The 26,637-nt window shown below is 37.9% G+C and carries 26 protein-coding genes and 1 tRNA gene; 10 read left to right on the top strand and 17 right to left on the bottom strand.

Annotation, left to right across the window (positions count from 1 at the left end):
- Positions 1 to 24 precede the first annotated feature (24 nt).
- From yafC to cbpA, 3 genes are all read right to left on the bottom strand, one after another.
- The gene (gene yafC, locus HMPREF3129_RS00800) at positions 25 to 921 is read right to left on the bottom strand and encodes a DNA-binding transcriptional regulator YafC (RefSeq protein WP_004251908.1); all 897 of its coding nucleotides are present in this window, start codon (positions 919 to 921) and stop codon (positions 25 to 27) included.
- A gap of 144 nt (positions 922 to 1,065) precedes the next feature.
- Positions 1,066 to 1,371 (bottom strand): chaperone modulator CbpM, encoded by a 306-nt coding sequence (gene cbpM, locus HMPREF3129_RS00795; RefSeq protein ID WP_004247011.1) that lies wholly within the window; start codon positions 1,369 to 1,371, stop codon positions 1,066 to 1,068.
- A complete protein-coding gene (cbpA, locus tag HMPREF3129_RS00790; RefSeq protein WP_004247010.1) occupies positions 1,371 to 2,315 on the bottom strand; it encodes a curved DNA-binding protein in 945 nt (314 codons plus the stop codon). Before cbpA ends, cbpM begins: the two co-directional genes overlap by 1 nt.
- Positions 2,316 to 2,670: 355 nt before the next feature.
- Between cbpA and HMPREF3129_RS00785 the strand changes: the two genes are divergently transcribed.
- Together HMPREF3129_RS00785 and HMPREF3129_RS00780 are read left to right on the top strand one after the other, a co-directional pair.
- Complete coding sequence (locus HMPREF3129_RS00785) at positions 2,671 to 3,003, top strand: TehB family protein (protein WP_004247785.1); 333 nt, start codon at positions 2,671 to 2,673, stop codon at positions 3,001 to 3,003.
- A gap of 2 nt (positions 3,004 to 3,005) precedes the next feature.
- Positions 3,006 to 3,350: a DUF1869 domain-containing protein gene (locus HMPREF3129_RS00780; protein WP_052124586.1), complete on the top strand. Its 345-nt coding sequence runs from the start codon at positions 3,006 to 3,008 to the stop codon at positions 3,348 to 3,350.
- Between the two features lie 233 nt (positions 3,351 to 3,583).
- Here HMPREF3129_RS00780 and HMPREF3129_RS00775 read toward each other — a convergent pair whose 3' ends face one another.
- Entirely contained in the window at positions 3,584 to 4,114 is a 531-nt protein-coding gene (locus HMPREF3129_RS00775) for a GNAT family N-acetyltransferase (protein WP_004247783.1), read from the bottom strand.
- A gap of 193 nt (positions 4,115 to 4,307) precedes the next feature.
- Positions 4,308 to 4,395: transfer RNA gene (locus HMPREF3129_RS00770), tRNA-Ser, on the bottom strand.
- A 180-nt stretch (positions 4,396 to 4,575) separates the two neighbouring features.
- Here HMPREF3129_RS00770 and tusE point away from each other — a divergent pair.
- On the top strand, positions 4,576 to 4,905 hold the full coding sequence (gene tusE / locus HMPREF3129_RS00765; protein ID WP_004244693.1) for a sulfurtransferase TusE: 330 nt from the start codon (positions 4,576 to 4,578) through the stop codon (positions 4,903 to 4,905).
- Between the two features lie 2 nt (positions 4,906 to 4,907).
- On the opposite strand, the gene HMPREF3129_RS00760 is transcribed toward tusE, so the two are convergent.
- Positions 4,908 to 5,192: an acylphosphatase gene (locus HMPREF3129_RS00760; protein WP_004244692.1), complete on the bottom strand. Its 285-nt coding sequence runs from the start codon at positions 5,190 to 5,192 to the stop codon at positions 4,908 to 4,910.
- Positions 5,193 to 5,391: 199 nt separating this feature from the next.
- On the opposite strand from HMPREF3129_RS00760, the gene hspQ reads away from it, so the two are divergent.
- Positions 5,392 to 5,712, top strand: coding sequence for a heat shock protein HspQ (gene hspQ / locus HMPREF3129_RS00755; RefSeq protein WP_004244691.1), 321 nt, complete (start codon positions 5,392 to 5,394; stop codon positions 5,710 to 5,712).
- A 64-nt stretch (positions 5,713 to 5,776) separates the two neighbouring features.
- Here the strand turns inward: hspQ and HMPREF3129_RS00750 are convergent, their stop codons facing one another.
- Positions 5,777 to 6,190, bottom strand: coding sequence for a CoA-binding protein (locus HMPREF3129_RS00750; RefSeq protein WP_004247691.1), 414 nt, complete (start codon positions 6,188 to 6,190; stop codon positions 5,777 to 5,779).
- A gap of 139 nt (positions 6,191 to 6,329) precedes the next feature.
- On the opposite strand from HMPREF3129_RS00750, the gene HMPREF3129_RS00745 reads away from it, so the two are divergent.
- Positions 6,330 to 6,788, top strand: a complete 459-nt coding sequence (locus HMPREF3129_RS00745; RefSeq protein WP_004244689.1) for a methylglyoxal synthase — start codon at positions 6,330 to 6,332, stop codon at positions 6,786 to 6,788.
- A 4-nt stretch (positions 6,789 to 6,792) separates the two neighbouring features.
- Here HMPREF3129_RS00745 and helD read toward each other — a convergent pair whose 3' ends face one another.
- Positions 6,793 to 8,844 carry a DNA helicase IV gene (gene helD, locus HMPREF3129_RS00740; protein ID WP_012367741.1) on the bottom strand — a complete coding sequence of 684 codons (2,052 nt, stop codon included), beginning with the start codon at positions 8,842 to 8,844 and terminating at the stop codon, positions 6,793 to 6,795.
- A 115-nt stretch (positions 8,845 to 8,959) separates the two neighbouring features.
- Between helD and yccS the strand changes: the two genes are divergently transcribed.
- The gene (gene yccS / locus HMPREF3129_RS00735) at positions 8,960 to 11,134 is read left to right on the top strand and encodes a YccS family putative transporter (protein ID WP_004247689.1); all 2,175 of its coding nucleotides are present in this window, start codon (positions 8,960 to 8,962) and stop codon (positions 11,132 to 11,134) included.
- A 129-nt stretch (positions 11,135 to 11,263) separates the two neighbouring features.
- Here yccS and HMPREF3129_RS00730 read toward each other — a convergent pair whose 3' ends face one another.
- On the bottom strand, positions 11,264 to 11,878 hold the full coding sequence (locus HMPREF3129_RS00730) for a TfoX/Sxy family DNA transformation protein (RefSeq protein WP_036920066.1): 615 nt from the start codon (positions 11,876 to 11,878) through the stop codon (positions 11,264 to 11,266).
- 226 nt (positions 11,879 to 12,104) lie between these two features.
- On the opposite strand from HMPREF3129_RS00730, the gene sulA reads away from it, so the two are divergent.
- Both sulA and ompA read left to right on the top strand, forming a co-directional pair.
- Positions 12,105 to 12,659: an SOS-induced cell division inhibitor SulA gene (gene sulA, locus HMPREF3129_RS00725; RefSeq protein ID WP_004247687.1), complete on the top strand. Its 555-nt coding sequence runs from the start codon at positions 12,105 to 12,107 to the stop codon at positions 12,657 to 12,659.
- A 348-nt stretch (positions 12,660 to 13,007) separates the two neighbouring features.
- Positions 13,008 to 14,096, top strand: coding sequence for a porin OmpA (gene ompA, locus HMPREF3129_RS00720; protein ID WP_004247686.1), 1,089 nt, complete (start codon positions 13,008 to 13,010; stop codon positions 14,094 to 14,096).
- Positions 14,097 to 14,260: 164 nt separating this feature from the next.
- Here ompA and matP read toward each other — a convergent pair whose 3' ends face one another.
- On the bottom strand, positions 14,261 to 14,728 hold the full coding sequence (matP, locus tag HMPREF3129_RS00715) for a macrodomain Ter protein MatP (RefSeq protein ID WP_004244682.1): 468 nt from the start codon (positions 14,726 to 14,728) through the stop codon (positions 14,261 to 14,263).
- A 364-nt stretch (positions 14,729 to 15,092) separates the two neighbouring features.
- Between matP and HMPREF3129_RS00710 the strand changes: the two genes are divergently transcribed.
- Positions 15,093 to 16,835: an AAA family ATPase gene (locus HMPREF3129_RS00710; protein WP_004244681.1), complete on the top strand. Its 1,743-nt coding sequence runs from the start codon at positions 15,093 to 15,095 to the stop codon at positions 16,833 to 16,835.
- 83 nt (positions 16,836 to 16,918) lie between these two features.
- A complete protein-coding gene (fabA, locus tag HMPREF3129_RS00705; RefSeq protein ID WP_004244680.1) occupies positions 16,919 to 17,437 on the top strand; it encodes a bifunctional 3-hydroxydecanoyl-ACP dehydratase/trans-2-decenoyl-ACP isomerase in 519 nt (172 codons plus the stop codon).
- A gap of 307 nt (positions 17,438 to 17,744) precedes the next feature.
- Here fabA and rmf read toward each other — a convergent pair whose 3' ends face one another.
- The 7 genes from rmf to rlmKL all read right to left on the bottom strand — a co-directional run bounded on the left by rmf (position 17,745) and on the right by rlmKL (position 26,547).
- Positions 17,745 to 17,915 (bottom strand): ribosome modulation factor, encoded by a 171-nt coding sequence (rmf, locus tag HMPREF3129_RS00700; protein WP_004244679.1) that lies wholly within the window; start codon positions 17,913 to 17,915, stop codon positions 17,745 to 17,747.
- 488 nt (positions 17,916 to 18,403) lie between these two features.
- Positions 18,404 to 18,808, bottom strand: a complete 405-nt coding sequence (locus HMPREF3129_RS00695) for an ASCH domain-containing protein (protein WP_004244678.1) — start codon at positions 18,806 to 18,808, stop codon at positions 18,404 to 18,406.
- 87 nt (positions 18,809 to 18,895) lie between these two features.
- Entirely contained in the window at positions 18,896 to 19,468 is a 573-nt protein-coding gene (gene pqiC, locus HMPREF3129_RS00690; protein ID WP_004247683.1) for a membrane integrity-associated transporter subunit PqiC, read from the bottom strand.
- Positions 19,468 to 21,120, bottom strand: a complete 1,653-nt coding sequence (pqiB, locus tag HMPREF3129_RS00685) for an intermembrane transport protein PqiB (RefSeq protein ID WP_004244676.1) — start codon at positions 21,118 to 21,120, stop codon at positions 19,468 to 19,470. Before pqiB ends, pqiC begins: the two co-directional genes overlap by 1 nt.
- Positions 21,113 to 22,402, bottom strand: a complete 1,290-nt coding sequence (gene pqiA / locus HMPREF3129_RS00680) for a membrane integrity-associated transporter subunit PqiA (protein WP_012367738.1) — start codon at positions 22,400 to 22,402, stop codon at positions 21,113 to 21,115. Before pqiA ends, pqiB begins: the two co-directional genes overlap by 8 nt.
- A 92-nt stretch (positions 22,403 to 22,494) precedes the next feature.
- Positions 22,495 to 24,426 (bottom strand): ABC transporter ATP-binding protein, encoded by a 1,932-nt coding sequence (locus tag HMPREF3129_RS00675; protein WP_004244674.1) that lies wholly within the window; start codon positions 24,424 to 24,426, stop codon positions 22,495 to 22,497.
- A gap of 6 nt (positions 24,427 to 24,432) precedes the next feature.
- Positions 24,433 to 26,547 carry a bifunctional 23S rRNA (guanine(2069)-N(7))-methyltransferase RlmK/23S rRNA (guanine(2445)-N(2))-methyltransferase RlmL gene (gene rlmKL, locus HMPREF3129_RS00670; RefSeq protein WP_070486575.1) on the bottom strand — a complete coding sequence of 705 codons (2,115 nt, stop codon included), beginning with the start codon at positions 26,545 to 26,547 and terminating at the stop codon, positions 24,433 to 24,435.
- Positions 26,548 to 26,637 lie beyond the last annotated feature (90 nt).

The following is a 26,637-nucleotide window of genomic DNA, read 5'->3' as shown; positions in this document are numbered from 1 at the left end:
TATTATTTTTATCACCTATATATCTTAACCTACTTTTTTAGCAATATACTCACTCAGAGAATCAATAAATACACGGATGCGTTGGCTAACCACTTTTTCACTATAATAAACGGCATTAAAAGGCATTGCGATGGGTTGCAGCTTATCGGGGAATAATTCGATAAATCGACCATTTTCGATATCATTAACCACCATAAAATCGGAAAGGCAAGCAATACCATTACCTTCGAGACACAATTGTCTTATCGTTTCTCCACTATTCGACGATATTCCCATAGGAGCTTCTAATAATTGTCCATTATCTCGCTCAATAGGCCATGTGTTTAGTGATACTGGTTCAGTAAAAGTTAGACAAGTATGGTCAAGCAGATCTTCTGCGATTTTAGGCTGTCCATAACGGGCGAGATAGTCCGGGGTCGCAACGATTTTCCGATAACTATTCAATAGTGGTTTTGCCCGTAAACTGGAATCCGTTAAATTACCGACTCTAATCGCGATATCTACTTTACGTTCAATAAGATTGATAAATGTTTCAGATGAAACTAAAGAGAGGGTTATTTGAGGATATTTTTGCTGAAATTGTTTAATAAAAGGCACCAGTAGATGCAAAACAACCGGCGTTGCGGCATCAATACGTAATAGACCCTGTGGTGTTTTTTGTGTATTAATTAATTCATCTTCAGCTAATTTCATATCTTGCAAGATAACTTGCATACGATGAAAGTAATGCTCCCCCTCTTCCGTTAAACTCAATTGTCGCGTAGTCCGATTTAATAAATTAACGCCTAGCTTTGACTCAAGTTTTTTTACTGTACGACTAACAGCAGAATTGGCTAATGCTAATTTTTCTGCAGCACGTGTAAAACTACCACTTTCAACTACTGCAATAAAAACTTGGACTTCTTCTGAGGTGGCTTTCATTATTGACCTTAGAAACGAGTGAATAATAACCTAATAACGAATCACTCTTATTATATAAGATATACGCTAATTGCTTTAAAAAATTATTTCTATATTTTTATAGTTAGTTTTTCTCAAGCAATTAGCGATATATTATCTGACACTTTATTCATTATTAATAAAGCGCATAAGCTGTTGTCGAAGTTGTTTATTATCTTGCTTTAATCGTTCATTTTCATCCAACAATGTCAAGGCGATTGCAATACCATGCCAATCCAATGCTAACTCTCGATGAAGTTTTAACGCCCGATGTACAACAACAACTGCATCATCATTGAAAAACCACTCCTGTGTGGTAATTTCTACAGGCTCAATAACCCCTAATTCAACAATTTCTTGAAGTTCCTCTTTGGAAACACCAGTATGATGACAAAGCTCAGTCATAGTAAATATTGTTGTTAATTGTGCCATTATTTATTCTCCCAGTTTTTACGTGGATTATAATCGGCTTGGGCTTCGGCGAGTTGTTGCCATAATGAATGTGTTTTTTCATCCACTTTAGGTGGCATGACGACTTTCAAAATGGCATAGAGATCACCACTCTTTTGCTTACTTACTAAGCCTTTTCCTTTAATTCTCAGGCGTTGACCTGCCTGACTAGCGGGAGGAATAGTAAGTAAAATTTTATCTTTAAGTGTAGGAATAGCAATTTTAGTACCTAATGCGGCTTCCCAAGGTGCAATAGGAACCACAATTTCAAGATCATGCCCTTTTACATCAAATAATGGGTGAGGTGCAATACGAATAGTTAGCCATAAATCACCATTTTCTCCGCCATTCTCCCCAGCAGTACCTTGGCCTTTTAAACGAATACGTTGTCCATCAACAACACCGGCAGGAATTTTGACATTCAAGGTCTTAGGAATTTCTTTCTCTATCATGCCAAAGACATTATAAACCGGTAAATGGTAGCTAATGGTACGCTTATGCTCTTCTTGTGCTTCTTCAAGAAAAACTGGTAATTCAATTTCTAGATCTTGTCCACGTTGTCTAGGTGCTTGACGTGAATGGCGCCCTTCAAAAGGTGAACCTTGGCCAAAGAAAGAAGCATAAAGATCGTCAAAATCTTCCTGACTAAAACTTTGTTGGTTTGAATGTGAATTGTTGTGCTGTGTAAATTGTTTAAATTTCGGATCATTGCGGTGAGCCCAAAGTTCGTCATATTCAGCTCTACGCTGTTCATCACCAAGAATTTCCCAAGCTTGCGCTATTTCTTTAAAACGCTCCTCAGCATCTGGCTCTTTACTTACATCTGGGTGATATTTTTTCGCTAAACGGCGATAAGCAGTTTTAATTGTTTTCATGTCATCAGTGGGTTTTACCCCCATAATGGCGTAATAATCCTTTAATTCCATAGTGATATCTCGATTATGTTAAACATTAAATACCCTACATCTATAGATTATAGGACAGAGAACGCTTTTTTGTTAACCAAAATAAGTTTCATAAATCCCTATTTAAGTTTATTAGAAGGCTAAACTTAAAAAATTTTTTATTTATTAAAATATTTTTAAATAAATAAAAACAAATAGTTAGAGCTAAATCGAATAACTAATCATCTAAATATCATTAAATTGCATTTGAAATACTTCTTTATTGGCGGTAAATTTTGGTCAAAGAAGAAATAATTTATCAGGTGATTTATCTCTGTTTTTTATTTTCACTAAGAGAAAAAGCAACAAAATAACTGGCAATAATAAGGGAGAAGCAATGAAACGTATCATTATTCCCACAAACTATATTCATATACGAACAACGCCTTTTTGGACAAGGGAGACAGCCCCTAAATCAATCTGGGAGAGACATTTAGACAAAGGCACCCAGCAAGGGGTATACCCTAGATTATCCGTGATGCAAGGCACTATTATTTATTATGCCTATGCCGATCAATATAGCCCAAAGCCTACCGAAACCTTAGTGATTAAGGAGGGTGAGTTTGGTGTATTTCCACCAGAAACTTGGCACAGAATTGAAGCACAAACTGAAGACACCGTGTTTAATATCGACTTTTATGTTGACCCCAAAATACTTGCTGAAGGTTAAAAATGACTATGGAAAATGATAATAAAGGTTATTTATTGACACTTATTTGTGATAACAGTGATGATAAAGCAGAGAAAATCTTCCTTAATCCTAAGATACTTTATATTCCTGATGTTGCCGCTAAAGAAATTTTGTTATTAACTAACGAATTAAAGGGCAAAATAGATCTCTCAGCCCAAGCGCTGACTTTAACGCTCACCAATAAAAATAATGGTGTTTCAGTGGATAAAGAATGCGAGATAAAAGATTTACTTGATCCTGATATGGCGAGTCTAATGGTTAAAGATTTAATCAATATCGTCCGTGGTTATGATATGGATGAAGAAGCCAATGTTTGTGGTTGGTAAATTAAAAATTAATCAACAATTAAAGCAGTCACTATCTCATTCTATAAAGGAAATAGAGTTAATAAGCTACTAAATGATGAATACAATATCTTATTCATCATTTAGTACATTAACGATTATTAATAATTAAATTTTTTAATCGTTAATTTAAAAATAAGCTCTAGGACTGGGGCTTATTTTGGTGTATTTAGAAAAATATCATATATAGCAAAATGACATTAACTTATTTTTATTTAACTATTACTCTCAGGCTTAAGTTTAAACATAATGGTTGTAGCCTCAAACTTACCATCAACTGCTTGAGCAAACTCAGGAATTTCACCACTAACTTGCCAACCAAGAAAGCGATATAGACTCACCGTCATACCTTTTGTAATGGTATCTAAAGTTAAAAGTGTTATCCCTCTCTCCCATGCTATTTGTTCAGCCTTTTGCATCAATTGCTGTGCTATTCCTTTATGCCTATGATCAGGGGATACTAATAGTTTGCAAATCTCCCCACGATGTTTGCCATTTGGTTTAGTGCATAATTCAAGACCAACAACACCGACTATTTGTCCGTCAATCACTGCAGTAATTAATTTAAACGTATTTGTTGATAATGAGTGATTAACACTAAGCCAATAATTTCTCATATCATCTACTTGAGTTTCTGCGTCAGTATACCCAACACTTGCCCCACCAAGGACACATCTATATAACAATTTGGTGAGTTGTTCTATTTTAATTTCACTTATTTTGTCATCATAACAATAAATCATCATATTGATTGTCCCCAGTCGTAAATATATTCAACCATAATCTATTCGAAATATTTAGAGGTTACAATAATGCTCAATACTCTTTATACAAACAGAAATTTGAACAATTATGAATAAAACTGTTGACTAGGAAATTTGTTTTTAGTGGATCAAAGGAAGTTAAGGAGACTTCAGGAGACGCTAGAAGGCATTGAGATGGCGGAGGAGGAGAGATTCGAACTCTCGGATGGTTTCCCATCGGCGGTTTTCAAGACCGCTGCCTTCAGCCGCTCGGCCACCCCTCCGCAATGGGGAGCAATATAAACATCCACGCTTATATTGTAAAGCCCTTATTGTCTTGTTTGGCGTAATTTTAAACGCCCTTTGATTTAACAGCTTAATTTATCAACGATTTACGCATTAGACTTGGGTATTGCGGTTATTTTTGCTAAATTAAATGATTATTTTTGATTGGTTAGAAACACATGTTTGTATTTAACGGACAACAAATCGAGACAGATAGTCACGGTTATTTAAAAAACAGCAATGAATGGACCGAAGAGATGGTGCCAATATTAGCTGAACTTGAAGAAATTGAACTCACAGAGCAACATTGGGAAATTATCCGTTTTGTGCGCCAGTTTTATTTAGAATTTAATACCTCACCGGCGATCCGAATGTTAGTGAAAGCATTAGCACAAAAATATGGCGATGAAAAAGGCAATAGCCGTTATCTATATCGCTTATTCCCTAAAGGTCCTGCTAAACAGGCAACGAAGCTCGCGGGCTTACCTAAACCTGTCAAATGTATTTAATACTAAGATGCATAATGGCGGATTGAAAAGTCTGCCATTTCTTCATATTGGCATGGTGTTGCCGACCAGAATACAATCTTACTCCCTATTGGTCCTCCAGCAGCCAACCAATCTTCTATTTTTCTCAGTACCTGCTCTTCAGCAAAAGCTCTGATCCCCACACTGCCATCATCACGATTCCACACATAACCCGTAATAGGCTGCTTTTTCATCCATTGATAAGTATGAAAGCGGAAACCGACACCTTGTACACGACCTTGAATAATATATTCTCTACCAACCTTCATTTACCTACCCTCCAAACTTACATGTGACGCAAAAATTCCGATAAGATTGTTGTCTTTTCTTTATACAATAGATAATCTGATTTTGTGAGGTTTGCATTTACACTGGATAACGACGTGTTTAATTTTGTTACACCTTGAAATTTCACTTTATGCCCTCATATACAGAAATTAATAAAGCAAGGTTTTACGGAGGTGATAAATGATGATCGCCAGCAAATTTGGAATAGGCCAGCAGGTTAGACATAAACTACTCGGTTATTTAGGTGTAGTTGTTGATGTGGATGCTGAATATTCCCTTGATCAACCTAACGAGGATGATATTGCATCTAATATGACCTTGCGATCAGCGCCTTGGTATCATGTTGTCATGGAAGATGATGAAGGACAACCGGTTCATACCTATTTAGCTGAAGCTCAAATAACTTATGAACTCTCAGATGAGCATTTAGATAATGACTCAATGGATGAGTTGTCACAATCAATCCGCAACCAATTACAGGCTCCGCGATTAAGAAACTAATTTTCTTCCATTCTTAACCTTAATGATAATCGCCGAATACATTTCGGCGATTTTACTCTGCCTATTACCAAGGCAATCCGTGGGCTTCTATCTCTTTTTTAGGACAGCGATCCATAACCACACGCAACCCCGATTGTTCAGCTAATGCTTTTGCTTCTTCATTGATCACACCTATCTGTAACCATAAAACTTTAGCATTAATTTTAATCGCTTCTTTGGCAATCTCGAGCGCTGCTGCTGATTGACGAAATACATCTACCATATCAATCGCCACAGGAATATCTTGCAAATGACCATAACATTGCTGGCCTAATATTGTTTCCCCTGCCATACCCGGATTAACGGGGATCACCTCATAGCCTTGCTCTAATAAGAATTTCATGACTTTATAACTAGGGCGATCTTCTTTATGACTTGCACCAACCAGTGCAATTGTTTTGACACTTCTTAGAATGTCATAAATCTCTGAATCAACCATTTATATGCTCCGTTATCAGCAGGAAGATTGAAAATCTTATGATACATCATAGTATCTTGTTCCGCTCATAGCTTGTAAGATAAAAAAAAGGTATGTTGACAACTGGAATAATAACTGTATTTATTTTTAAAGGTAGCAAATGGAACAAATTGACCGCACACTCGCCACAGAAAAAAATATTGCGTTAGTTGCACATGATCACTGTAAAAGCTCATTGCTTGAATGGGTTAAAAACAACAGTGAACAGCTTTCTCACCATAAGTTATTTGCCACAGGAACAACAGGAAATCTGGTTAATCACCATACAGGATTAGAGGTCACTCAGATGTTAAGTGGCCCCATGGGAGGTGATCAACAAATTGGTGCTATGATCGCAGAAAAGAAAATTGATATTCTTATTTTCTTTTGGGATCCACTCAATGCCGTTCCTCATGATCCAGATGTGAAAGCGCTGTTACGCCTAGCAACAGTCTGGAATATTCCCGTAGCAACCAATCGTGCGACGGCTAATTTTCTTATTTCGTCCCCTCTTTTTTCACAAGAGTCAAAAATTAAAATTCCCGACTATGAAGGTTATTTAAAAGAACGTTTAAAATAATGCCTTATGGTTTTTTTTGCGTAGGAACACCTTGAGATTTTAACTCTGACACAAAACAAGATGGTTGTTGTTTATTAAATAATAACCATACTTGTTTTTTTGCTCTTGTTAATGCCACATACATTAATCGGCGCTCTTCAGCATCAGGATAGTCTTCAACTGGGGGTAATAAAGCGGTTTCTATAATCGACTCTCTTGCCGGAGCTGGAAATCCGTCTTTACCCGATTGTAAACCTAATATAATCACATAATCAGCTTGTTGACCTTTTGAAGCATGAAAAGTCATAAACTGTAATTTTAATTTGGGCCAGCGCGTTTTCGCCTTTTTCAATAAATCAGGTTGTAAGTAATGATAACGCGCTAATAAAAGGATCGTTTCATCGTCACTGACATAACCACTCATTTTATTTAATAAACTTTCTAATTGATCATCCGGCAATAATACAACGGCTTTTTTATTACCTTTTGTTAAGCTATTTAAAGGCTTAGCTAATTGATTAGGATTTTGTTGAATAAATGTATTGGCAACGTCACCTATAGTCGAATTAAAACGATAAGTGGTATCTAATGCACACTCAGCACCATCACCAAAAGATTGATGAAACGCTGTTGTTAGTAATAATTCAGCCCCACTAAAGCGATAAATAGCTTGCCAGTCATCACCAACTGCAAATAATGAAGTTTGTGTATTTTGTTGTTTTAACGCATTTAATAGTGCTGCTCTTAGTGGTGAAATATCTTGGAATTCATCCACCAGAATATGTTTCCAAGGACTGACGAAACGCCCTTTTTCTATCAGATTAATGGCTTGATGTAATAGCCCTGAAAAATCAATGGCATTCTCTTCTTTTAATGCGGTTTTCCATGCCTTTAACAGTGGTGCTAATAGTTTTAAATACTTTTTAAATGCATCCGTATATTCTGCAGGCACAGAATCAATCATTGTTTTTTGGCTACCACCTTGCATTCTTAATAAACTGATCCACCGCTCTAACCTTACGGCAACTTGATTTTCTAATTTTTTATCATGCCAAAATTCCCCATCAGGGATCTCCCATGCTAGCTCTTCAGATAACCACTCACGCCAGCCTTTCGCTTGTGCTTTTTTCTGCTGACACTGCTCACGCCACTGCGTTAGCAAAAGTGTTCTTCTCTTTTCACTATTGATTTCTAATTCGCTGATCTTGGGTTGTTTTTTAGTTGACTGTTGGATAATAAATAATGCCAATGCATGAAAGGTTTTCGCCGTAATATCAGCGTTTAAGCGCTCAGATAAACGTTGGTTCATCTCTTCAGCGGCTTTACGTCCAAAAGCCAATAGTAGAATTTGTTCAGAGGTTGCTAGTTTACGACGTAACAACCACCCTGCTCTTGCCACTAGTACCGACGTTTTACCACTACCAGCACCCGCTAATACCAATATATTATCTTCACCGTTGATAACGGCTTTACATTGCGATTCATTTAAAGGCGATGTTTCAATGGTAGTAAAAAACTCCGCATGCTCTGTCAATATACGGGTGATCCATTGCTCATTTTCTTGCGCAATTAATGCCTTACCTTGCTGTAACCACTGTAAACAGCGTTGATAATGCACCTTACAGTTATCAAATTGAGCAAGTCGTTCCAGAGGAAGAGGAAGAGCAGAAAAACTTTCTTGGATTGCCTGTTGAATAGCGGCTAACTGGTTTTGCTTTATCCATTTATCGCTTTGAATTATATCTTGGATAGAAGAGAGTTGCTTTTCAAGTACTTGAGCCGTTATCTCACTCATCTCTTGGCTCCATATTTGCCAAGTTTGATAAAGATAGCGGTAAAATTGTTGCGTTTCTTCCCAGTCCGTTCCATGCAAACGAACCACTTTATTGTCGGGCAGTAAAAACTCTAACTCTCCCCACACAATGCCTTTTTTACAAAAAATGTCGATCAATTCATTAAAAGGAATTAAATATTGATGCTTTTCACCACTGACCTCAATACCCGCATTTAACAATTTTACCCTGTTATAAGGATGCTGAGCTAAACGTTGTCCCATTGGGGTTGATTTCAGTTCCATTCTGTAATTCCTACAATAAATAACAAATAGTCTGTCGTTAAACTCTTTTTTATCTGTAATAAACCCTATATTCTAAGAGGTAATTATCTCCATCTTGTTTATTTAAGGGCTTTTTGTGTTCAATTTGTTTAATGGCGCCCGCCGATTTATCTATAATAGCCACTTTTTATATTATATTCGCATAATAATCGCACTTACGGGAACGACTTTATTTCCATGGGCTTTAGGACAAGAACCAAAATATACTATACCTCTTACATTAGGTGTTGTCGCAGCCGCATTAACTGACTTAGATGATAGGCTTGTGGGCCGCTTAAGAAACCTTGTGATCACCTTATGTTGTTTCTTATTAGCATCAACATCTATCGGATTACTCTACCCTTACCCTATTTTATTCTTTTGTGGTCTTGCTATCTCCACTTGGGGGTTTATTTTATTAGGCGCCTTGGGGCAGCGTTATGCTACCATCGCCTTTGGTGCGCTATTAATCGCTATTTATACCATGTTAGGTATGCCGATTTTCCCAGAATGGCATGAACAACCTATTTGGCTCCTTTTAGGCGCGATTTGGTATAATTTGCTTACCTTAATTGGTCACCTACTTTTCCCTATTCGTCCCGTTCAAGATAGCCTTACGCGTTATTATCAGCAGCTTTCCGCTTATCTAGAAGCCAAAGCCGCATTATTTGATCCCGATATTGAAGGTGATCAACAGCAATTACTGTATAACTTGGCATTGGCTAATAATCAGTTAATTGAGGCAATGAGCCAAACTAAACTAACATTACTAAGCCGTTTAAAAGGTGATAGGGGCCAGCGTAGCAGTCGTTTCACATTGCATTATTACTTTGTGGCTCAAGATATTCATGAACGGGCCAGCTCTTCTCATATTCAATATCAATTACTGAGTGATAGATTACGCCACAGTGATGTCCTTTTCCGCTTTCAGCGCTTACTGTCAATGCAAGCAAGAGCCTGCGAACAAGTCGCTCAATCTATTCTTTGGCATAAAAAGTACCAACATAATCCTCATTTTGAACGTGCAATCACTCATTTAGAAAATGCACTTAATAATGTAAAAAACAGTACTTCTGATCCACAAATTATTGCGCCACTCTATAATTTATTACAAAACTTACAGGGCATCGATGCTTTATTAAAAAGTATTAGTACAGAGCAATATCAAATCTCTCATGACCAAAAAGAAGAAACTCAGTTATCTGATGAAGGGCTTACTGGGTGGCGAGATATCGTGCTAAGAATAAAAGGTCACTTAACACCAAAATCAGCTCTATTTAGACATGCAGTACGAATGTCACTTGTCTTATGTATAGGTTATGTGATCATCCAGTTTTTTGATTTGCATCGAGGGTACTGGATTTTATTAACCAGTTTGTTTGTTTGTCAGCCTAACTATAATGCGACACGTAGACGATTAACATTACGGGTCAGTGGCACTATTATTGGTATTTTAATTGGTTTCCCTATTCTCTATTTTGTGCCTTCCATCGAAGGTCAATTAGTGCTTATTGTTGTGACAGGTACGCTCTTTTTTGCTTTCCGAACCGTACAATACGCTCATGCCACTTTGTTTATTACCCTACTCGTTTTATTAAGTTTTAATTTATTAGGTGAAGGCTATGATGTCGCACTACCGCGGATCATTGATACGTTAATTGGTTGTGCTATTGCCTGGTTTGCAGTCAGTTTTATTTGGCCGGATTGGAAGTTCCGTCAGTTGCCATTGCTCATCCAAAAAACCATGACCAATAACTGCTACTATCTTGATGCGATCCTCATTCAGTATTATCAAGGAAGAGATAATAGCGTTAATTATCGTATTGCACGTCGTAATGCACATAGCAGTGATGGTGAGTTAGCATCTTTAATTTCTAACATGTCATCAGAGCCTAAAAGCTTTCAAACCTCTCAAGAAGAAGCATTTAAATTACTGTGTTTAAATCATACTTTACTGAGCTATATTTCAGCGTTAGGTGTTCATCGTTGCAAAATTGAAGATGAAGCAGTACTCACCCTGCTTAATGATACTGTCTGTTATATTGATTCCGCGTTGAGACGTAAAAAACCACAAGATAATGATTTTATACAATCTCATGATCAACTTATCGCACGTGTTAATGCACAACCAAGTTCAGATAACGCCCGTATTCAATTAGTGTTAACGCAAATACGCTTGTTACTGGATTTATTGCCACAAATTGTCAATTGCATTGAGCTAATTGAGCAAACAGAATGGCAAAACGATAAAGATAAATTAGCTACAGCTTGATGGATAAAAAGTTATTTTCTCTAATTTCTATTAGAACCTTAGAGAAAATAACAGACTCTATTGGCTTAAGTTTGCTCTTATTCCGTTATTCCTGTTCATTCTAATGTACTCAAGTCCGAGTACTGTAGTTTAATAGGATTTAACGGATAACTCTTTATACCAATTTAACAATTCCATTTTTAATTGATTAGGTAACACAGAGCGATGACAGCCAACAATAGCACCTGCTAACGCAAGCAATAAGTCGCTATTTCCTTGCTTAGGTTGCGCAATCAGTTTTAAATAACATGCCTTCGCACCGATCGTACGTAATTCCTCGATACGGTTAATCCCAACTTGATTCAGCTTTTTCTCTAATGCTATGCCCAAATTGGGTAAATCTTTGATACGACGAGGCTGCTTTTGCTGCCCTAAAAACTCCTGAGTACTATAGTGATATGCAAAATCGATATATTGATTGAGCTTAGCGCTATTACGCCATATTGCTTGCGTAATACGATAATAGCGCAATGTAATGGGGATACCTTTTTTTAGATAGACGTATGCATCCATGTTGTTTGCTTTATAGAGTGTTTCAACAAAACCACTCCCTTTTAAATAAAATTCATTATCAGCAGTAATCGCAAAGATAACCTCATCAACCATTAAGCTATAACCGCCGAATTGAGACTTCTTACTTAACTTTCCATATTCCGCTACGCGCGATAATAAATGAGCCTTCCTTTGCTCAGGTAAAATTGACATCAGATCTCCAAACCACAAAAAATATTTTTTATCTTAAAATTCAAATATATGACTGTATTCTTGATGGTTAAGACAATAAATAAATGTCCTTTTTTTGCCAATAGTTACCCGCTCAAAAATATGAATTTACATAAATTTTGAGAGCAACTTTCAAAAAATTGATCTTGATTTAAGTGAAACTCAGGTATACTGTATATACATACAGTACATATTGAACGAGGTAAATATGAAACTCTCAACATCATCTTTGGCAAGACAAAATGGCCTTTTCCAAGAGATCTCTACTGAGGTATTACCTCTCTCTATGGCCTCCGATGCAATTACAACAACAATGCCCGATAATAGACAAGGCATGGTAAGTGAACTTCTTTACCAAAATCCCTTGATGATTAACCACATCTTACTACCTCTGTTAAAACAGTATAGCCATGAATCACGTTGGTTACTGTGGTTAAGTCCACAACAAAAATTAAATCGTAGTTGGTTAAAAGAAACCGGCTTACCCCTGAATAAAATCATTCAACTCAATCATGTTGATTCAATTAATACTGTGGAATTAATGGAAAAAGCGCTACTAAGTGGAAACTACAGTGTAGTATTGGGTTGGTTACCAGAAATATCGTCAGAAGAGATGAAAAGATTAGAATATGCTGCCAGCATCGGTAAAGCGTTAGGTTTTATCATGCGACAACAAAACAGTAATCATATCCAAATAGAAAACAATAATTCCTCTAAACGACATTTAAACTCGATAAAAATTCATTCAAATCACTACCATTAGTGAAATTTAAGAGTTTTCCTAATACTCATAACGCAACATTATCATTTAAGATAAGTCATAATCAATTGTAACTTAAATCATATGGTTACAAGAAATTTAACAAAAATATAGAATAATTCTTATTGTGAATAACGGCCGATCTTTTTAAAATTTTAAGTCGAATTTTAAAGGGATACTTGTAACTTTTTAAGTTCATTGTAGACTTTATATCGTTAAGGTTATGCTTTAAATCCCGTTTTTGGGGATCATCATTTGATGAAAGCATCGAATTCCTAACAATAATTTAACCAAGGGCAAATAATAAGGCTTAAAGCCAAATGCCTAACTTGGATGATAACGAGGCGTAAAATGAAAAAGACAGCTATCGCATTAGCAGTGGCAGTGGCAGCTTTCGCAACTGCAGCGCAAGCAGCTCCAAAAGACAATACTTGGTATACCGGTGGTAAATTAGGTTGGTCTCAGTATCAAAGTACTGGTAACAATTGGGACGGCGTGAATATCGGTAACGGTAGCACACACAAAGACCAAATTGGTGCTGGTGCATTTGCTGGTTATCAGTACAACCAATACTTAGGTTTTGAACTGGGTTATGACTGGTTAGGTCGTATGGCTTATAAAGGTTCATACAACAACGGTGCATTCAAAGCTCAAGGTATCCAATTAACCACTAAATTAAGCTATCCAGTAATGGATGACTTAGACGTTTATACACGTTTAGGTGGTATGGTATGGCGTGCAGACTCAACTGCAACTATTAATGCAACTTCAGCAGGAACTCAAAAACGTTTCTCTGAAAATGATACTGGCGTTTCTCCAGTATTCGCATTAGGTACTGAATACGCGATCACTCCTAACATTGCTACTCGTCTTGAGTATCAGTGGATCAACAACATCGGTGATAAAGGTACTCTGAACGCTCGTCCAGACAATGGTATGCTGAGTGTTGGTGTTGCTTACCGTTTCAACCAAGAAACTCCAGCTCCAGTTGTTGAGCCAGCTCCAGTAGTTGCTCCAGCTCCAGTTGTTGAGAACAAAACCTTTACTCTGCGTTCAGACGTTCTGTTCAACTACAACAAATCTTCTCTGAAAGCTGAAGGTCAAGAAGCACTGAATGGTCTGTACAATGAATTAGCTAACATCGACCCAACTCAAGGTCGTGTCGTAGTTATCGGTTACACTGACCGTATCGGTTCTCAAAACTACAACCTGCCTCTGTCAGAAAAACGTGCTCAATCTGTAGTTGATTACCTGGTATCTAAAGGTATTCCTGCAAACAGCATCTCTGCAGAAGGTCGTGGTAAAGAAAACCCAGTAACTGGCAACACTTGTGACAACATCAAAGCTCGTGCAGCTCTGATCGATTGCTTAGCGCCAGACCGTCGTGTAGAAATCGAAATCCAAGGTACAACTGAAGTTGTTGTTCAACCTGGTCAATAATTCAAATAGTAGAGACATCTACTGTAATGAATTCTAAAAAAACCCTGCTTCGGCAGGGTTTTTCTTTTGATGATGACTTTAAATAATTAGCAGAGATATTCTCTATACCTCTTAAGTTAACGCTATACTGATGATCTCTCGATAATAAACAACACTATTGTCATCTACTCTTTTTTCTGTTTGTCTCGTTCTAGTAACTCAATTAGGCCATCTTTTAGGTTATGTACTTTTAGTGCATACTGCTCTTTTCGCTCCGCATCTTCGATAAGCTGGACAATCGTTTCTGATAATGTCAAACCTCGGCGCTGAGATAGTGCTGATAGGCGTTGCCAAACTTTAAAAGTTAAATCGATAGATTTTTTACGCGTATGCTGATGTTCAGCATTAAAATAACGCTTTCTTCGAGCACGAATAGTTTGCTTCATTCTATTCGATAACTCAGGGTTCATATGTAAATTGATCCATTCAAGGACTTTTAATGGTTGAGATTCAAGGCGTAATAGTTGCTCAACCACTTCATCGGCGGCGCTCTTTTCGACATAACGGGTGATTAATTCACCTTCGCGATGTTTTTTTACTAAATAAGCCCACTTCCAGCCACATTCTAGATTTTCTAACTGTTGATATTTCATACAAATCACCGTGACAACGTAACTATATACTAGCATATCAACAATTTTGCCAAAAAACTGCCTTAAACCGAATATTTTTGCTTAAATTATCACCAAAAAAGATAAGTAGCTTTTGTTACCTCCCACCGACAAATGTCAGAAGGGATAGTTTTCTAACCACGTTGTGATAGAATCGTGCGTCGCTATAATAAAACAATACATTCAATTTAATAGGTTATAGCAAAAGTAATGGCAACGTATATTCCCGGCCAAAAGTATAGACATAATATAACTGTCAATAGCTGTCTTATTGCAGGATAGATACCAGCTATTAACGCTTTATGTTAACTTCCATGTTCACTACTCAATAATAAAAACGGTAACCTTGAAAAACAACGAATTAGAATGGCAGGCGTTACGCCCAGATTACGCCTCCTACCAGACTTTCTTTCAAACAGCATCGCAATTGCCTGCATCTTCACTTCGTGAGGTTCAACCTCGCTTATATGAAAGCTTACAGTGGCTAAATAATGCAGAAGCAGGCCAATTTATGCTGTTAAAAGCAGAAGATTCTACTGCTTATTTCGAAACACTCGCTGATACATTACAACAAGCAGAGATAAAAAATTATCCTGTTGTAGGTGCCTATCAAGCTGAGTCTAATCAAATTTATTGGCAAGATAATGTAGAAGGTTCATTTTCATCATCAGAATCTATTGCTTGTTGCCAATGGATAGAGCCTGAACAACTTTTTGGTTCATTTTATTATCATAAAGATAAGCTCCTCGTTAACCCAGGACTGCTGCATAAAGTCAATGGTGGTATTTTAGTCTTATCCATTAAAACGCTCTTAGCACAACCCTTAATGTGGTTCCGACTGAAAAAGATGGTTGAAGAGCAACGCTTTGAATGGTTAGTGTGGAATGACCATCAAGCCCTTCCTTTGCCTATTGAAGCCATGCCCCTTCACTTACGTGTTATTTTAGTGGGCGATCGCCTAAGCTTAGAAGAGCTTGAGTTTATGGAGCCTAATATCAGCAGTACGGCGCTATATGGCGAATATGAATACGATATGTATTTAGAAGATGAAACCGCCCTGAGCCAATGGTGTGGTTTTGTTAATGGACTTTGCCAAAAATATCGTCTTCCTTCATTATCTGCTGATGCTTGGCAAGTATTACTGACTCAGGGCGCAAGAGAGCATGAAGATCAGCTTATCTTATCTCTCGATCTTGAATTCCTATTACGCCAATTGCGTTATGCCATGCGTTTTAATCATGACGCTTATCTTGGTGCTGAGGCGCTTAAAAAAGCGCAAGAAAATCGTTTATGGCGACATAGCTACTTATTAGAACGAAGCCGTGATGAAATATTACAAGGCCAAGTCACTATTCACACTGAAGGTGAAATGGTAGGCCAAATAAACGGTCTTTCTGTCTTAGATTATCCCGGTTATCCCGATCTAATTGGCGAGCCAACTCGTATTACCTGTGTGGCTCATATTGGTGATGGCGAACTGGTCGATATTGAACGAAAAGCAGAATTAGGTGGCAATATCCATGCAAAAGGCATGATGATTATGCAAGCCTACTTAAATTCTGAATTACGATTAGATCAGCCACAACCTTTTAGTGCTTCCGTCGTTTTTGAACAATCTTACGGTGAAGTAGATGGTGATAGTGCCTCACTAGCAGAATTATGTGCGCTAATCAGTACATTGTCACAACACCCAATTGATCAACAAATCGCCGTAACCGGTGCCGTAGATCAATTTGGTCAGGTACAACCTATTGGTGGTGTTAATCAAAAAATTGAAGGCTTTTTTGATATCTGTCAGCAAAGAGGATTAACAGGATCACAGGGGGTTATTATACCGCTGGCGAACGTGCGACATCTAGTTTTAAACGAGAGCGTGATACAAGCCGTCAAAGAAAATAAATTCCATATTTGGCCGGTTGTCCATGTTGCAGAAGCTATTACTTTGCTAACACATCAGCCTTATTACGAAGAGCAATGTGAAAATCCACAATCAAATGAACACTTGTTAGCTGTTATTCATGATCGAATAACACAAGCTAATAATCAGGATAGGCCTAAGTTACCTTGGTTCCTACGCTTATTCAGATAATTCTGTTTCAAGTGATCGGAGTTGTTCAGCGTACAAGTGTAAGCTATTCTGTTATCTTACACTTGATAAAGGCTATATAAACAATGGTTGATAAACGCGAATCTTATTCTAAAGAAGACCTCATTGCTTCAGGCCGTGGTGAATTATTTGGCCAAGATGGCCCACCACTGCCTTCAGGTAATATGCTAATGATGGATCGCATCATTAAAATGACTGAAGATGGCGGCTCCCATAATAAAGGCTTTATCGAAGCAGAATTCGATATCAAGCCAGACTTATGGTTTTTTGATTGCCACTTTGTCAATGATCCTGTTATGCCGGGTTGTTTAGGGCTTGATGCAATGTGGCAACTGGTAGGTTTCTACCTAGGTTGGTTAGGCGGTGAAGGTAAAGGCCGAGCTTTGGGTGTGGGTGAAGTGAAATTCACTGGGCAAATTCTACCAACAGCCAAAAAAGTCACCTATAAAATTGATTTCAAACGTGTTATCAATCGCAAGCTTATTATGGGTATCGCTGACGGTGAAGTTTATGTTGATGGTAAACTGATTTATGAAGCCAAAGATTTAAAAGTCGGCTTATTTAAAGATACCTCCGCATTCTAAGTCAATATTACACATGTATAGATAAGAGCCTATTCTCTTCGATTGAGATTAGGCTTTTTCTTTTATGGTGTATCTCAGATAAGAGTACTTGGCGAGTTTTCGCCCTACCGTACTTTACAACATAAAAAGGCCTACCGCGGTAGACCTTTTTATTTCCAATTCACAATTGTTATTTATATTCAAATTGTCCTATGTTCAAGTTATTCATAGGAATATGCATAAATAACCCTCTTTTGATTATCAATTAAATCTTGGTGATAATATTTGCGATAACACATGTGTCCGCAGTATCACGTCGACGGGTTATTTATTTTGCAAGCCCAGGGCGATCTTCCATGGCCTGTCGCCAACCTCCTAGCCAATGTGAACGTGCATCAATGGCAAAATAGGGACACTGCTCTTTTGAACGACCTTGCATACCGGCTTGGTAACCTTTCGATAATGCTCTAGCTAAACGATCTCGTTTCTGTCTTTTCATATTTAGACAACCCTCACGTTCTAAGTTTAAGCGGAAAGATAATGATTGTTTTTCATACAACCACTATAAATTGATACGCTTTATTGAGGATTTAAGCAAGTAAAGAAATTAATATAATTGTCATATTTGTGATACTAAGCTGGATCCTATTTAAATCACCTTAGATTACAATTAATTATATTTAATATAATTAAATAATTTATATCTATTTGTATTTATTAATAAAAGACATAAAGCAAATCATAACAAGCTGATTTTTATTTATTTTTATAAAAAAATAATATTAAAGATCCGATTTCTGACCTAAATAATAAAAACAATCGCTTGAAAATAAATAATTGATTTTTTTCAATTTATGTCAATATAACAATCCTATTAGAATTGCCTATTTTCTACTATTCACAGTAGTAAAAATAAAATTTATGCCAAATAACCATAGCAACATTAATGATATAACTTAAGTTATCGACAAATATGAAGCCTGTTAACTAAAAAACCTCTATTAACTCAAATTCTTCAAATATTAATTCCATATCTGGAGAGTAGGTGCCTTCTCGCATAAAGAATTCTTTATGTCCTTGTTGCCAATATGACAAGCTTAGATCACCCTCACCTTCTTTACGCGCTAACTGTTCTGTGACTTCAGAAAAACGTACCAATGTTAAAGAGCGTGTTCTGATAACACAAATAGGAACCCCATGGCTATTTAAAATAATATTGTAACCACCAATTGTTGGCGTGACTGGATCACTAAAAAAACCACTTAATGAGCTACATGTTGCTGTTTTTTTTCTTTCAACGACAAGTTGTGCAAGTTCATCAGCAAGCTGCGGATTATCCCCGAAAGACCAACAAATCGCTGTAGGGTATTTCTTTTTTATCAATTCCAGCATGAGATTTTTCTCTCGTTATCTCGAATAAAAAACCAACACCTGATTTTAGTCAGGCATTGGTTATTCCTATATTACTGTATAAAACAATTAATATTGTGATTTAATTGTTTTTGCGATCTCAGCGACGACATTCTGCCATCCTTCCCCTAGCGTACGTACCAGAGCCGGATAGCCATCTTCCGTTTGTGTTAACACGACAGAAAAAGGCTGACTAATCACTTTATTGCCTTGAGTGTAGATCCAATCACCAGCAATAATCACTTTGCCGTCATATCGACCTTGAAAATAATTAACATTGACAGTCAATTTAGCAAGTTTATCTTCAATAGGTTGTGTCGAGACCACTCGATTAGGGAATTCTTTTGCTAATCCCACAACCAGATTTTGCTGTAGCTGTTGATCAAGCGGGTTTATCCACAAATGTTGGTTAGCAACGGTATAATTGATATCACTGGTTTGATAGACAATGCCCGTGTTAACTAACATATCAGATAAACGGATAGGCTGAACCCAAATCTGATCTTGCTTTGCGCTCTCAGTGGTTGTAACAACCTTATTATTTGCACCTTGATAAACATCAGGTAATTGATAATAAGCTTTATCAGGCACACTTGAACAAGCCGTCAGCATCAATACCGCGATCCCAATAATATATTTCATTATTTTTCAGCCCTCTTTGGTTCAGGATCTTTACCTTGTTGTGCTTCAAAAATTAATGCGTTGCTCTTATTGTTTAAGGTCTTCAATAGCGGTTGCATCTCTCTGAGCACTTGATCTAAGCGTTGCATATTATCAACCATTTTACTGTATGCCGGTGAGCCAGGTTGGAAACCTTGCATACTGCGATTGATCTCTTTTAATGATTGTTGAATATCATTAGGCAGTTTTTGGAAGTCATCACTACCAATCATAGCATTTAATGATTTCAGGGTTTCCTTCGCTTCAGCAACCGCTTTTTGACTTTCGGTTAATGTCGCGGTCATCTCTTTCAACATTGGCTCAACAGGAAGATTGTTGATCTTATCCAATGAAGTCATCACTTTTTGCTGAATTTGCGTTAAACCAGAACTGACTGTGGGTATTTGTGGTAATCCTGCAACAGTTTGTGGCCCTTTCCAAGGCTCAACATCTTGATAAAAGTCCAGATCAATATACAGCGCACCTGTTAATAGATTGCCTGATTTTAACGATGCTCTTAATCCATTTTTAGCAGCAGAAGAAAGCTCTTTTACGAAATCAAAACTTTCACCTACATCATTCGCAAAACGTTCCGGCTCAACATGGATAAGCACAGGAATACGGAAATCTTTATCTAACGATTGTTGCATTTCTTGAGTGTAATAGGGTACTTGAACAACCGTACCCATTCTAATACCACGGAACTCAACTGGCGCTCCGGCTTGTAATCCTCTTATAGAATCAGAGAAAAACATAATATAGCTACGGTAATCGGTATATAACGAATTTTGAATACTCTTTTCGTTATCATAAAGTTTAAATTCTGTTTTAGGGGCTATAGCTTCACCAGGTAACCACCCCGTAGGCACATCGAAACTCACCCCACCGCTAAACAGTGTGGAAAGCGAAGCCATTTCAACACGAACCCCTGATGATGACATATCAAATGCAATGCCTGAATCTTTCCAGAAACGAACATTCGACGTGACCATTTTGTCATAAGGTGCTTTGATAAAAAGCTGGTAGTGCATATCTCGGCTTTCAATATTAAATTCACTCGTCTCAACCGAGCCGACTTGATAACCCCTAAATAATACCGGATCACCTGCATTAAGCTGGCCTGCTCTTTCACTGACTAAATTAATGCGTATCCCCTTTGCATCCGGAGAGGCCAGTGGTGGAGAGTCCAATAAATTAAATTCATCCTGCTCTTTGCCTGTTAAACCGGGTTGTAGCTCAATATAAGCACCTGAGAGTAGAGTACCTAAACCAGTGACACCTTCTTTTCCCACTTGTGGTTTAACCACCCAAAAAGCGGTATCAGCACGCAGTAGCTCTTTCATTTCATTATCGAGACGAGCTTTGATGATCACTCGACTAAAATTACTATCTAATGTCACACTTTCGACTAAGCCAATATCAACACTACGGCTCTTTATTTTAGTTTTACCTGCTTCAATACCATCAGCATTATAGGTTATTAATGTGACTTCAGGACCTTGATGACTGAAATGATAATAAAGTATCCAAGCTCCTATCAATAAAGTAACAAGAGGTATTATCCAAACTGGAGACCAGCTTTTCAGTTTATTAATTTTTGCTTGTGTTAAAGCAGTATCGTTCTTTTCAGTCACCCTTAGGCTCCTTAATCATGGGTTTATCATCATCGGCAGTACATTTATCCCATGTTAACCGAGGATCAAACATCATTGCAGAGAACATCGTTAATACGACAACCAATGCAAATAGCACTACACCAAAATCGGGATAGATACTCATCAGACGTCCCATTCTGACTAATGAAGCTAAAACAGCGATAACAAAAACGTCAATCATTGACCAACGCCCTACATATTCGACCACTTCATAGAGAAAGTGCATTCTCGCCGGATCACGTTTTCCTTTGGCTTTATGTGCATCCCAACATAGCCAACCGATAGCCACCATTTTTAAACTAGGTACCATAATACTGGCAATAAAAATAACCATTGCCACAGGATATGAGCCATCTTCCCAAAGTAAGATAACCCCAGCCATTATGGTTGAGTAAAGATTATTACCCAGCGACTCCGTCACCATAATCGGCAATAGATTAGCCGGAATATAAAGAATTAAAGAAGTAATTAAGAAAGAGAGCGTCCATTGCAAACTATGAGGTTTTCTCGCATACCCTTTTACTTCACAACGACTACATTCATATTGATCAGCCGGTAAAATAGCAGTGCAAGAACGACATAATCTTACCCCTTGCTTTAAACCTGTTTTACCTGATTCAATTTTAGGATAAGCGGGTCGCGATTCTAGTTTTTCCCATAATGTATGGCGATCTAAACATTGAAATGCACGAATTTGTAATAAGCAGTAAAGTACATAAGGTAGAAAGCTTAACCCTAAGCCGATATCACCATACGCCATTAGCTTGACAAAACTGACTAAAATACCGGCTAAAAAAATCTCTGCCATACACCACGATTTTAATTGGAAAAGAATTCGTGATAGCCAAATTTGTAATTTTCTTGGCAGCTTAATGGGTGTACAAAGCAGTAAAATCGCTATCATGCAGAAAGCAGGAACCACTTGTACAAAGAGTAAAAAGAAAGCGCCTAGCTCAACATAATTTTCGCTAAACATCACAGTTGGGATCTGCATTAAAGTAATGTTATTGGTAATTCCTGCCACTTCCATACTGACAAAAGTAAATTGGCAAGCCATTAACAACATAAATAATGCACTAATCGCCAAGGCTACAGGCTGATAAAAAGGTTGTCGCCAACGTGCTGTTAGCAAAGTGTGACAACGTGGACAGGTCGCCTTGGTTCCTTGGGCTAATTCAGGAACACTCACTACCAGATCGCACTGAGGGCACAATATTTGCTCATGTTGTTCTTCATGACAAGAATGTTGACCCGAACACACAACGGCACCTCTCATTTATTTGATAATCAATAAACAACAATAAGTATAGAGACTAAAACGGGGCATTATGCCCCGTTATGAGTTGGCATACGTTATTCACCGTTTTGCATCATCTCCAACTCTTGCCATCTATCAAAAGCTGTTTCAAGTTCATTTTCCTTATCAGCTAATGCTTTTAGCACTTTTTCTGTCTCTTCATGAGGACGTGTAAAGAAATCAGCTGCAGCCACTTCTTCTTGTAAACAACCTAATTCCTCTTCTAAACGTTCCAGTTTAGCGGGCAGTTGTTCAAGCTCGCGGATCAAATGATAGCTTAACTTATTGTTACTTCGTGTAGCCTTTTTGGCGTTCTGTTTTGGTTTAGTCTCTTTTTCAGTTTTTTCTGGTGCATTACGTGACTTATTCGCTTCATTTTTAAGAGAAACAGACTGTGCACGCTGCTGCTGCGCATCATAATAGCCGCCAACATAGCTATTGATTACGCCATCACCTTCAAAGATCCAACACTCCGTAACACTATTATCAACAAATTCACGATCATGGCTAACCAACAACACAGTGCCTTGATAAGCATCCACCAGCTCTTCTAATAGTTCTAATGTTTCAACATCAAGATCATTAGTTGGTTCATCAAGAATAAGTAAATTGCTTGGTTTTAAGAACAAACGAGCAAGCAATAGACGATTTCTTTCGCCCCCCGAAAGTGCTCTAACAGGTGTCATGGCACGTTTTGGTGGAAATAAGAAATCTTGCAAATAACCTAAAACATGACGAGGACGACCATTTACCATCACCTCTTGCTTACCTTCTGCAAGGTTATCCATCACTGTTTTATCAGGATCAAGAGTGGCACGATGTTGATCAAAATAAGCAACTTCTAATTTAGTGCCGCAATGAATACGACCACTATCTGCTTTTAAATCCCCTAACATCAATTTGAGTAGTGTGGTTTTACCACAACCATTAGGGCCAACTAAGGCAATTTTATCTCCTCGTTGTACTTTTGCAGAGAAGTCCCGAACGAGCCTACGCGTACCGATGCTATAATTAACATCTTCTAATTCGAACACAATTTTACCTGAGCGCGTTGCTTCTTCGACCTGCATACGAGCACTGCCTAATACTTCGCGACGTTCACTTCGTTCAACTCGCAATGCTTTTAATGCCCGTACACGACCTTCATTACGAGTCCGGCGAGCTTTGATCCCTTGACGTATCCATGCTTCTTCTTGCGCTAATTTCCGGTCAAACTCAGCATTTTGTTGCTCTTCAACACGCAATGCTTCTTCTTTACTTTCCAGATATTTATCGTAATTTCCCGGCCATGAGGATAGTTTTCCGCGATCTAAATCAATAATGCGGGTTGCCATATTACGAATAAATGATCGGTCATGGGAAATAAAGACAATGCTACCTTGGAAATCCTTTAAAAATTTCTCTAACCATAAGATAGTTTCTATATCTAGATGGTTGGTGGGCTCATCCAAAAAGAGCACTTTCGGTGCGCTCACTAATGCGCGCCCTAATGCGGCTTTTCTTAACCATCCTCCAGAAAGTGAGGAAAGCTCAGCTTCGCCATTTAACCCTAATTTTTCCAGTACTTCAGCAATACGGCTATCTAATAACCAGAGATTACGGTTATCGAGCACTTCTTGTAACTGAGCTAATCGATTAAGATTTTTTTCAGAAGGGTCCGTTTCTATTACCTTTGAAACACGATGATATTCGGTAATATATTGCGCATCTTCTGCAACGCCTTGCGCGACAAAATCAAAAATAGTGCCTTCGATATCTCTGGGGGGATCTTGTTGTAAACGTGCAGTCACCAGATCTTGTTCATACACCACTTGCCCATCATCTAAGGGCTGCTCTTTGGCTAACACTCTTAATAGGGTCGATTTTCCGGCACCATTGCGACCGACTAAACAAACGCGTTCATTTTCATCAATAAACAAGTCTGTATTATCTAATAAAGGGGCATCACTAAACGCTAAATAAGCCCCAGTCAAACTAATTAACGGCATTGTAAATTATTCCTCACCAGCATGATTTAATAGCCAGCAATTGTGGATTTGGCGGTTACGTGCAAAATCTTGCGATAACGTTTTTTGTGTTATCTCTTTTGCTGTTAACCCAATATTCGCTAATGCTTCATGATCCATTTTGAAACCACGTTTATTATTTGAGAACATAATTGTTCCGCCTTTTCTTAATAAACGCTTTAGATGTTTCATTAATTCAATATGATCACGTTGTACATCAAAGGTATTTTCCATGCGTTTTGAATTAGAGAACGTCGGAGGATCGATAAAAATCACATCAAACTGTTCATTACTTTGGCTTAGCCACTGTAAGCAATCCGCCTGCATTAAACGATGTTGTCTACCTGATAATCCATTTGCTTGAAAGTTTTTCTCAGCCCATTCAAGATAAGTCCTTGACATATCTACTGTTGTGGTACTTTTAGCTCCCCCCAACCCAGCATGGACTGACGCGCTACCGGTATAAGCAAAGAGATTTAAAAAGTCTTTTCCTTTGCTCATTTCACCTAACATTTTGCGTGCAATGCGGTGATCTAAAAACAGTCCAGTATCGAGATAGTCGGTTAAATTCACCCAGAATTTGCCACCAAACTCATCAACTAAAAAGAAATCACCCTTCTCTGCCATTTTTTCATATTGTTGTTTACCTTTTTGGCGTTGACGAGTTTTTAAAATTAGTTGATCAGAGCGTAATGCTAAAACCTCCATGGTGGCACTAATCACATCAAATAAACGCTGACGTGCTTTATGTTCATTAATGGTTTTTGGAGGTGCATACTCTTGGATCACCACTTTTTCGCCATAGCGATCTACCGCAACATTATATTCTGGTAAATCAGCATCATATAAGCGATAACACTCAATTTGCTGTTGTTTTGCCCATTTTGCGAGTTTTTTCTCATTTTTACGTAAACGGTTAGCAAAATCTTCCGCCAGTCGTGTATTAATCGTCGAAGGTGTTTCTGATAATAAATAGTTTTTTTGTACACAATCTAACGGACCATTTTTAGCTTTAAATTCACGCTCAGCACGTAACTGAATACAGCTTAACAATTCAGGAGAAGCACTAAAAAGTGATAATCGCCATCCTGGGAAATGGGCTTTTACCGCTCGTCCTAACTGACTATGCAAGGCAATGAGTGCGGGTTCACTTTCTAAACGTTCACCATAAGGCGGGTTACTAATAATCGTCCCTTTAACACCCGTGGATACTGGATTAGTCAGTTTTGCTGCATCACCTTGGGTAAAAGTAATTAAATCGGCCACATCCGCACGGCGTGCGTTAGCTCTTGCCATATCTAATACGCGTTTATCCACATCGAAACCATAAAAACGCGCTTGAGTATTCTTTTTACCTTCACGGAAGCGGGCAAATGCTTCATGAGTGACTTCTTTCCATAGCGCTTCATTATGTCCTAACCAATGACGAAAACCCCAATGGACTCGATTTAAAGCGGGGGCACAATCCGTCGCCATCATTGCCGCTTCAATAAGTAAAGTACCTGAGCCACACATAGGATCAATTAATGGTGTATCGGTTTTCCAACCTGAACGCATAATAATCGCTGCGGCTAGATTCTCTTTTAGCGGTGCTTGCCCTGTTAAGTCACGATAACCACGTTGATGTAATCCATCGCCACTGAGATCTAAAGATAATGACGCTTTTTCTTTATGTAGATGTATAGTTAAACGAATATCCGGTGATTGCTTAGCAACATCCGGTCGTTGCCCTATTTTACGTTGGAATGAATCGACGATAGCATCTTTCGCTTTTAATGCACCATATTGGCTATTACGGATCACATCATTAGTGCCATTAAAGTGAATAGCAAAAGTATGATTAACTGTAAATACTTCGCTCCAATCAATTGCTTGCACACCAAGGTATAAATCTAGATCACTGTAGACATTAAATTCATTTAGCGGAAGCATGATGCGAGAAGCTAAACGGCTCCAGAGCAAAGACTGATACATGGTTTTATCATCAGCACGGAAATAGACACCACCTTGCGTAATCTGGCAAGACTGGGCACCAAGGTGTTCAAGTTCAGTTTTTAATAATTCTTCCAGACCTCGGCCTGTGCTGGCAAACAGAGAGCGCATAATATTGTTACCACCTAAAATAAAATTGTTGGGCATTATAGCTAATTGTATTACGTTGTCATAAAGTTACTGACGATAAAAAAATAATAA

The organism is Proteus sp. HMSC14B05 (assembly GCF_001808035.1).
Classification (GTDB): domain Bacteria; phylum Pseudomonadota; class Gammaproteobacteria; order Enterobacterales; family Enterobacteriaceae; genus Proteus; species Proteus mirabilis.
The sequence above is the reverse complement of the archived record's forward strand: the minus strand, read 5'-3'. Positions and strand labels throughout refer to the sequence as shown.

Bases quoted from the DNA above. Each gene is read 5' to 3' on its own strand.
- yafC (WP_004251908.1), bottom strand. From the start codon at position 921: ATGAAAGCCACCTCAGAAGAAGTCCAAGTTTTTATTGCAGTAGTTGAA.
- cbpM (WP_004247011.1), bottom strand. From the start codon at position 1,371: ATGGCACAATTAACAACAATATTTACTATGACTGAGCTTTGTCATCAT.
- cbpA (WP_004247010.1), bottom strand. From the start codon at position 2,315: ATGGAATTAAAGGATTATTACGCCATTATGGGGGTAAAACCCACTGAT.
- HMPREF3129_RS00785 (WP_004247785.1), top strand. From the start codon at position 2,671: ATGAAACGTATCATTATTCCCACAAACTATATTCATATACGAACAACG.
- HMPREF3129_RS00780 (WP_052124586.1), top strand. From the start codon at position 3,006: ATGACTATGGAAAATGATAATAAAGGTTATTTATTGACACTTATTTGT.
- HMPREF3129_RS00775 (WP_004247783.1), bottom strand. From the start codon at position 4,114: ATGATGATTTATTGTTATGATGACAAAATAAGTGAAATTAAAATAGAA.
- tusE (WP_004244693.1), top strand. From the start codon at position 4,576: ATGTTTGTATTTAACGGACAACAAATCGAGACAGATAGTCACGGTTAT.
- HMPREF3129_RS00760 (WP_004244692.1), bottom strand. From the start codon at position 5,192: ATGAAGGTTGGTAGAGAATATATTATTCAAGGTCGTGTACAAGGTGTC.
- hspQ (WP_004244691.1), top strand. From the start codon at position 5,392: ATGATGATCGCCAGCAAATTTGGAATAGGCCAGCAGGTTAGACATAAA.
- HMPREF3129_RS00750 (WP_004247691.1), bottom strand. From the start codon at position 6,190: ATGGTTGATTCAGAGATTTATGACATTCTAAGAAGTGTCAAAACAATT.
- HMPREF3129_RS00745 (WP_004244689.1), top strand. From the start codon at position 6,330: ATGGAACAAATTGACCGCACACTCGCCACAGAAAAAAATATTGCGTTA.
- helD (WP_012367741.1), bottom strand. From the start codon at position 8,844: ATGGAACTGAAATCAACCCCAATGGGACAACGTTTAGCTCAGCATCCT.
- HMPREF3129_RS00730 (WP_036920066.1), bottom strand. From the start codon at position 11,878: ATGTCAATTTTACCTGAGCAAAGGAAGGCTCATTTATTATCGCGCGTA.
- sulA (WP_004247687.1), top strand. From the start codon at position 12,105: ATGAAACTCTCAACATCATCTTTGGCAAGACAAAATGGCCTTTTCCAA.
- ompA (WP_004247686.1), top strand. From the start codon at position 13,008: ATGAAAAAGACAGCTATCGCATTAGCAGTGGCAGTGGCAGCTTTCGCA.
- matP (WP_004244682.1), bottom strand. From the start codon at position 14,728: ATGAAATATCAACAGTTAGAAAATCTAGAATGTGGCTGGAAGTGGGCT.
- fabA (WP_004244680.1), top strand. From the start codon at position 16,919: ATGGTTGATAAACGCGAATCTTATTCTAAAGAAGACCTCATTGCTTCA.
- rmf (WP_004244679.1), bottom strand. From the start codon at position 17,915: ATGAAAAGACAGAAACGAGATCGTTTAGCTAGAGCATTATCGAAAGGT.
- HMPREF3129_RS00695 (WP_004244678.1), bottom strand. From the start codon at position 18,808: ATGCTGGAATTGATAAAAAAGAAATACCCTACAGCGATTTGTTGGTCT.
- pqiC (WP_004247683.1), bottom strand. From the start codon at position 19,468: ATGAAATATATTATTGGGATCGCGGTATTGATGCTGACGGCTTGTTCA.
- HMPREF3129_RS00675 (WP_004244674.1), bottom strand. From the start codon at position 24,426: ATGCCGTTAATTAGTTTGACTGGGGCTTATTTAGCGTTTAGTGATGCC.
- rlmKL (WP_070486575.1), bottom strand. From the start codon at position 26,547: ATGCGCTCTCTGTTTGCCAGCACAGGCCGAGGTCTGGAAGAATTATTA.